Here is a 482-nt window from a genome sequence, read left to right as displayed (position 1 = left end):
AAGTCGTAACAAGGTAGCCGTATCGGAAGGTGCGGCTGGATCACCTCCTTTCTAAGGAAATGTCGCGTACGGTTTCATCCGTTGCCGGATGAAGGCGGACGACGAACATCAAAGCGGGGGGCGCACGCCCTCATACGTCATGGCTTTTGTCAGTTTTGAGAGGGTAATTACCTTTCACGCGCGTATTGGATTCATCGTACGTGCTTCATTTGTCTGTGGGCCTGTAGCTCAGCCGGTTAGAGCGCACGCCTGATAAGCGTGAGGTCGGTGGTTCGAGTCCACTCAGGCCCACCATTTCGTACTTTATTGTTCGAAATGCCACAAGCAGATGACGTTTAATTGTATATATACCTTTATTTGGGGCCTTAGCTCAGCTGGGAGAGCGCCTGCCTTGCACGCAGGAGGTCAGCGGTTCGATCCCGCTAGGCTCCACCAAATGTATGTATCAGAGGATCCTTGAAAACTAGATAACCGACAAAAAA

2 tRNA genes and 1 rRNA gene are annotated in these 482 nt (G+C 51.0%); all 3 read left to right on the top strand.

The features are described from left to right. Window positions 1–51: ribosomal RNA gene (locus G4V62_RS19575) — 16S ribosomal RNA — on the top strand; the annotation flags it as partial. A gap of 166 nt (window positions 52–217) precedes the next feature. Continuing rightward, a tRNA-Ile gene (locus G4V62_RS19235) sits at window positions 218–294 on the top strand. Window positions 295–359: 65 nt separating this feature from the next. Next, a tRNA-Ala gene (locus G4V62_RS19230) sits at window positions 360–435 on the top strand. The last annotated feature ends 47 nt before the right edge of the window (window positions 436–482 follow it).

Source organism: Litoribacterium kuwaitense (assembly GCF_011058155.1).
GTDB lineage: Bacteria > Bacillota > Bacilli > Bacillales > DSM-28697 > Litoribacterium > Litoribacterium kuwaitense.
The sequence above is the reverse complement of the archived record's forward strand: the minus strand, read 5'-3'. Positions and strand labels throughout refer to the sequence as shown.